Raw genomic sequence first — 6,089 nt, 5'->3', positions numbered from 1 at the left:
TTTAACCAATTTATTACTATATTTGAAAACAGGATTCAAGTATAAAACCCGAATCCTGAAGTTTTCTATTTACACAAAATTGTGGACAGTGCCCAGTTATAGTTAGTCCATATACTGGAAAACGTTTCACTATCCTTATTGAATACGGTATAGCATGGATTTACTTCACTCCAATACCCCAACTCTTCGTCAGAATCAGTATCCATTCTAAATTCCTCATACTGATTTACAACAGTCGCAATCATATATATTTGTACGGAGTATATCCTTTTACCCAGCTTTTTCACAGCAGCTCTCAACCCTGTAATATCAATATTTACAGTCAAGCTGTATGTGCAACGTAACTCATTCATATAATGAATGTAATACTCCTTACGATTCCATTTTTCTATATCTATCCGATTAAACTTGATATTTTCCATTTATATACCCTTCCACCTCTTCAGTTCCGGAAAAAAGCCCCGCATCTTGTTCAGAGCTTCCTGCTCACTAAAATCAGGATTATCCTTGAAGATTTCTTTCATATGCACCAAACTAACATCGATCATCTCCTCCATACTGATATCCGAAGTGAAAGCTCCCTCCTTGTAGCAGTAGATGCAATAATCGTGCATGAGTGAACCGTCCTTGTTCGTTGCTACTTCTTCTTCCTTAGTCAGTGGCATGCCACAACTTTGACAATACATATTCTCCATAGTCATTCTATTTGTGGTTAAAAATGCCGACTATGCACTATCCCATGTGCTGACGCGCACAATTTATCAGCCAGTTAACACCGAATTTATCCGTGAACATCCCGAAATAATCGCCCCAATGAGCTACACTCATGGGCATCATCACTTGCCCTTCTGCCGACAATCCGGCAAACAACCGGTCGGCTTCTTCTTTACTGGCAGCTTCGATATAAATAGAGAAATTATTACCGAAAACAGTTCTCTGAGCCATATAGCCCGTGACATCTGCACCCATCAGAAAAGTGTCCTCATTTACAGGCAGACAAATATTTTCTATTTTGCCTTTTTTACTTTCGGGAATAGCAGGCATGCCATCCTGCGGGGGAATATCCCCATATCTGCCAATAAAAGTAAACTCAGTTTCGAATGCGGATTTGTAGAAATTGAAAGCTTCTTCACAATTACCATTGAAAAGGAGGGAAAGGTTGATTTTCGCCATATTTTTACGTTTTTAAGTCTAAGTTCAAAGATTCTAAACTTATCTTCTATCATTATTTCACAAATATAATAATTTTCCTCTAATCTGCAAGAATCTGTAAATCAGAGAAAAAGCAATTCTTGCTTTTTCCTCAAAAGATTTCTCCTAAAAAAGAAATAATCACGAAAAAATCTGTAGATTTGCACCGACATAATGATGCAATATAATATGCGATACATACTGACTACTATATTTATATCCATTAGTTCCATCCTATTTGCCCAGAACATGACACAGGCAACCGATAGCCTTTTGCATCTTCTGAACGCAACCGCTTCTTCTGAAAAGAAAATTCAAATATACAGGGATTTAGCAGATATTTCCATTGACACCCCGGACGCAAAAACTTATCTCCTGAAAATGTATCGGGAAGCGGAGAAGATTAATGATAAAAAGAATATGCTGGATGCACTCAACGATATTGTCACGGGAGCAATCATCTCGTATAATAAAGATTCCATCATTAAATATACTGAATATATAAAGAAAATAGCTACTACAGAAGAAAAGGAGCGGCTGCTACCTTTTTATCATATACGTATCTTCGAATCCCAATGTTTCTCAGATCAAAAAGAAACCGCTATCAAAGAGGAACTAAATCTTCTGGACTCAATAAATGATAATGTTTATGGCAAGATAGCATCTGCCTACACTATGGGATTCAGTTTCTATATACACGGTCAATTCGACAAAGCGCTACCACACTTAGAAAATGCATTGCAACTTACAAAAACAATTCCGGAAAAAGACAGATATGACTATCAAAGATACATCACATTAAATTTATGCTTCACATATGCCCAGACGGGAAAAGAAAAAGAATCCATTAAAATCATGGAAAATCTGATCAATCTGGTAGAACTAAAATATAAAACAGACTATGAGAAGCAACGCCCTTTCTACAAAATAGAATTATACCTGCTCCAGTACTACTCTTTCATGATAGGCAACTTACCCTACCTCACAGTGGAGCAAGCACAGGATTACTGGAACCGGATTCAAATAATCGGTAAAACGTTAACCAATGATCTGGATCGGTACAATTATTATCTGTGTGCCAATAACTACTATTCCAACAACCGTATAAAAAAGGATTATCCCAGAGCCATAGAAGCTAATGATTCACTCATCAGAATTGCGAAAACATTAGCCCCGGTCAATCTGCCGGGATTATATAATATCAACTCGCTGCTTTATGAAGAGATAAAAGACTATCCGAATGCCTTGAAATATCTGAAGATTTCTCATCAGATTCAAGATTCACTGACTACGGATGCCGCTCATAAACAGCTCAACGAATTGCAGGTGAAGTATGACCTCAATGCGCTCAATAACGAAAAGACGATGCTGGAAGTCAAGAATAAGCAAACTCTGCTTATCTCCCTCAGTATCTTATTGATTATTGTAATTTCCATCTGCACCTATCTTTACTTCTCCTTGAAAAAGGAAAAGAGGATGAAGATGGAACTCAAAGTCCTGCATGGCAAGGCACAGGAAAGCGAAAAGATGAAGCAGGCATTCATCAACTCCATCTGCCACGAGATACGCACTCCGCTCAACGCAATCGTCGGATTCTCCGATCTGATTATGAATGAGGAGATCGACGAGGAGATGCGCCGTGAATTTCCGGCTGAGATACAAAAAAGCACGGTGCTACTCACCGGGCTGGTCAACAGTATGCTGGAAGTAGCCAACCTGGACGTTTCCGAAGAAAAACTGCCTTGCGAGGCTGCCGATTTAAAGGATATCTGCACGCAGGAAATGGAACTGCTCAACAAGAAGCCGGGAATAGAATACATACTGGACATCGCGCCCGAAAGTATGATAATCCAGACGAATGTCCAGTATCTGACACAAGTAATCGGACATTTGCTGAATAACGCGAATAAGTTCACGGAGAAAGGATGTATCACCCTGAGTTATGAAGCTGACAAGCAGCAGGAACATATATCCATCAGCGTGACGGACACAGGTTGCGGAATACCGAAAGAGAAATATGAAGAGGTATTCAACCGCTTCTCCAAACTCGACACGTTCGTCCCCGGCAACGGACTGGGATTATATCTCTGCCGGCTCATCGTGAAACGACTGGCCGGAGAGATTAAAATTGATCCCAGTTACGCGGAGGGCACACGAATGGTAGTTACGCTACCGATACATTAACCCCCTTTCACTGACTACTACTTTCAATGCCTGCTTAAGGTATATTGTTTCCTCTTCAAGTAGACATAAGATTGCACGCCCAACAACATCACAAAAAGGTACTCAGCCGTTAAATAAACCGATAAGGAAACGATGGAACAGTAACTCAACAAATAAAGATAGGCCAAATAAATGATAATTGTGGAGACCTGAAATACAAAAGCCATCCGAGTATCCCCTGTTCCCGTCACCGCATTGACATACACATATCCGGGCAGGGCAAATGCATAATTCAGCAACATGACGATAAAGGGATAATGGGCAAACTCCATTAATTGAGCATTATCCGTATAAAATCCAACAATCTGTCGGTTGAATAATAGGGCAAAAACAATCAAAGGAATCCCTACCGCATATCCCAACCTGAGCACTTTATAACAAAGCCGGAACAGGTTTCTCCCCTCTCCCGCACCAATCAGGTTACTAACCAGAGAACCGCTTGTCGCCGCAAAGGAATTGACTATCACGAAGAAAACAGTGGATACACTCCGGGTAATATTGGACACTGCCAACTGCGTCTCTCCCAAACGCTCTATCGCCACAAAGAACAGGAACCACGGGGCAACGCTGATAAAAGCGTGCATCATGCTCCACACTGACAAGCGCAGGAGTGCCGCCAATCGTTTTCCATCATAGGCAGCTTTCAATCCGAAATGGTCTTTATCCACCTTCTTCTGAAAAATATAACACACTAATATCAGCAAAGAACCTGCCTCAGCCAACGATGAAGCCATTGCCGCACCCGATATGCCCAGATTAAAACAGAAAATAAACAGGTAGTTGCAAGGTATATTAATGAGGACTGCCATCATCGCAGCCCACGACAACACCCTCGTTTTAGTGATCCCGACAAAGAACGAACGAAGCGCCAGAAACGGAAAAGAGAATACCAGCCCGAAACATCTCCATTCCAGATAATCGACCACAGCCTGATAAATTTCGGATGAATGAATGAAATATTTCAGGATAAGGGGGGACAGCACATAGGATGCCAGACTTAAAACAACAGCCAAGCAACTCAGGAACAGTAATCCCTGATAGAACGTCCGCCCAGTTTCCTTGTATCGTTGTTCCCCGTTTCTGCGGGCAATCATCACCTGCAATCCCAGGCTGAAACCAAATCCAAGCATATAGATAGCCAGATAATAGACACTTGCAAGGGCAGAAGCGCCCAACTCCACTTCGCCCACATGTCCAAGAAAAACTGCATCGGTGATATTGATTAATTGCTCCATCAGGATGCTCATCATCACGGGAAAGTTGATGAGCCAGATTTGCTTATACGTATAATTCATTGTTCAATTTTAATAAGTGATGAATAAAGCTTGTCCGGGAAATGAAGCGAACCAGACAATGAGTTTATATCAGCTACACTGTTGCTACGACTGAGAGTATCATCATCCGTATTGATGATAGGCATCATCCGTATTGATGATAGGCATCATCCGTATTGATGATAGGCATCATCGGCATTGATGATAGGCATCATTGGCATTGATGGTAGGAATCATTGGCATTGATGGTAGGAATCATTGGCATTGATGGTAGGAATCATTGGCATTGATTCTATCCTCAGTCTCAGAGTCATTCCACATCAGTTGCTGACATTGGCTATTACTCAGTTACTCCCTCCCAGGGAAAAGCATAAATAAAACAGGGTATAAAACCTCTGTGACGAATTGCGTGAATCCGTCCGATAGCTGAATAGCTTATATGAGAAGGTGCTATTCGTGAAGCGTAGCTATATACAGAGTTGATGTTTCATGAATTGAACAATCTGATCTTTATCTCTCAATCACGCAGCAAATGTAGGAAAAATAATAAAAAAGCAGATGTATTTACCGGATAAATCAATGGTTATCCTATTTTTGCAGGAAATAATTCCATCCGATGAAATCAACCGATATCACAAGAGAAGAAATGTGGGCCAAACAGCACCTGTCTGCCGCCCACATCGACTATGCCATATGGGAACGTGACAAGCAGATGCTCCATCGAATGTCCGCAATCAGCCGAAGTTGCACCTTTGTGGTCGATGTCTATAAACTCAGGTATGCGTTTGCTTCTACCAACTTTGTCGATTTGCTGGGCTACGATAGCCACAAGATAGCGACTTTGGAAAGGCAGGGGGATTACTTGGAATCACGCTTTCATCCGGACGATTCCGCCCAACTGGAACGGTTGCAGGTTGAACTGGGCAAGTTTATCTACAGCTTGCCTATTGAAGAAAGAAACGATTACTGCAATATTTATAGTTTCCGGGTGCTCAATGCCAGAAAGCAATACGTGCGCGTCATCAGCCGCCAACAGGTTTTGGAGCAAAGCCGCAACGGGAAAGCCTGGCTCATACTCGGCAATATGGAAATTGCTCCCAATCAGAAGGAGTCCGACCAGGTGGAATGCACCGTACTGAATCTTAAAAACGGGGAAATGTTTACTCCTGCGCTGCCATCACCTGCGCCTATCAGTCTGACCCAGCGCGAACTGGAGATTCTGCAACTTATCCAAAGGGGCTTATTGAGTAAGGAAATTGCCCATAAACTATGCATCAGCATTCATACCGTCAACATCCATCGGCAGAACCTGCTGCACAAATTGGGAGTGCAAAATTCCATCGAAGCCATCAATGCAGGGTTAGCGTCAGGATTATTGGATTAAGTTGCTATGATAGCCGG

Annotated in this window: 6 protein-coding genes; 2 read left to right on the top strand and 4 right to left on the bottom strand. The window is 41.7% G+C overall.

Going from position 1 to position 6,089, the window contains the following annotated elements; translation table 11 throughout:
* Positions 1-65 precede the first annotated feature (65 nt).
* The 3 genes from BUC01_RS18915 to BUC01_RS18905 all read right to left on the bottom strand — a co-directional run bounded on the left by BUC01_RS18915 (position 66) and on the right by BUC01_RS18905 (position 1,173).
* Complete coding sequence (locus tag BUC01_RS18915) at positions 66-353, bottom strand: CatA-like O-acetyltransferase (RefSeq protein WP_244895768.1); 288 nt, start codon at positions 351-353, stop codon at positions 66-68.
* Between the two features lie 69 nt (positions 354-422).
* On the bottom strand, positions 423-695 hold the full coding sequence (locus tag BUC01_RS18910) for a zinc ribbon domain-containing protein (protein ID WP_025834512.1): 273 nt from the start codon (positions 693-695) through the stop codon (positions 423-425).
* A 37-nt stretch (positions 696-732) separates the two neighbouring features.
* Complete coding sequence (locus BUC01_RS18905; protein ID WP_073314506.1) at positions 733-1,173, bottom strand: VOC family protein; 441 nt, start codon at positions 1,171-1,173, stop codon at positions 733-735.
* Between the two features lie 207 nt (positions 1,174-1,380).
* On the opposite strand from BUC01_RS18905, the gene BUC01_RS18900 reads away from it, so the two are divergent.
* A complete protein-coding gene (locus tag BUC01_RS18900) occupies positions 1,381-3,375 on the top strand; it encodes a tetratricopeptide repeat-containing sensor histidine kinase (RefSeq protein WP_025834514.1) in 1,995 nt (664 codons plus the stop codon).
* Positions 3,376-3,398: 23 nt separating this feature from the next.
* On the opposite strand, the gene BUC01_RS18895 is transcribed toward BUC01_RS18900, so the two are convergent.
* Entirely contained in the window at positions 3,399-4,709 is a 1,311-nt protein-coding gene (locus tag BUC01_RS18895; protein ID WP_073314504.1) for an MATE family efflux transporter, read from the bottom strand.
* 595 nt (positions 4,710-5,304) lie between these two features.
* Here BUC01_RS18895 and BUC01_RS18890 point away from each other — a divergent pair.
* Complete coding sequence (locus tag BUC01_RS18890) at positions 5,305-6,072, top strand: response regulator transcription factor (RefSeq protein ID WP_025834516.1); 768 nt, start codon at positions 5,305-5,307, stop codon at positions 6,070-6,072.
* The last annotated feature ends 17 nt before the right edge of the window (positions 6,073-6,089 follow it).

The organism is Bacteroides stercorirosoris (assembly GCF_900142015.1).
GTDB lineage: Bacteria > Bacteroidota > Bacteroidia > Bacteroidales > Bacteroidaceae > Bacteroides > Bacteroides stercorirosoris.
The sequence above is the reverse complement of the archived record's forward strand: the minus strand, read 5'-3'. Positions and strand labels throughout refer to the sequence as shown.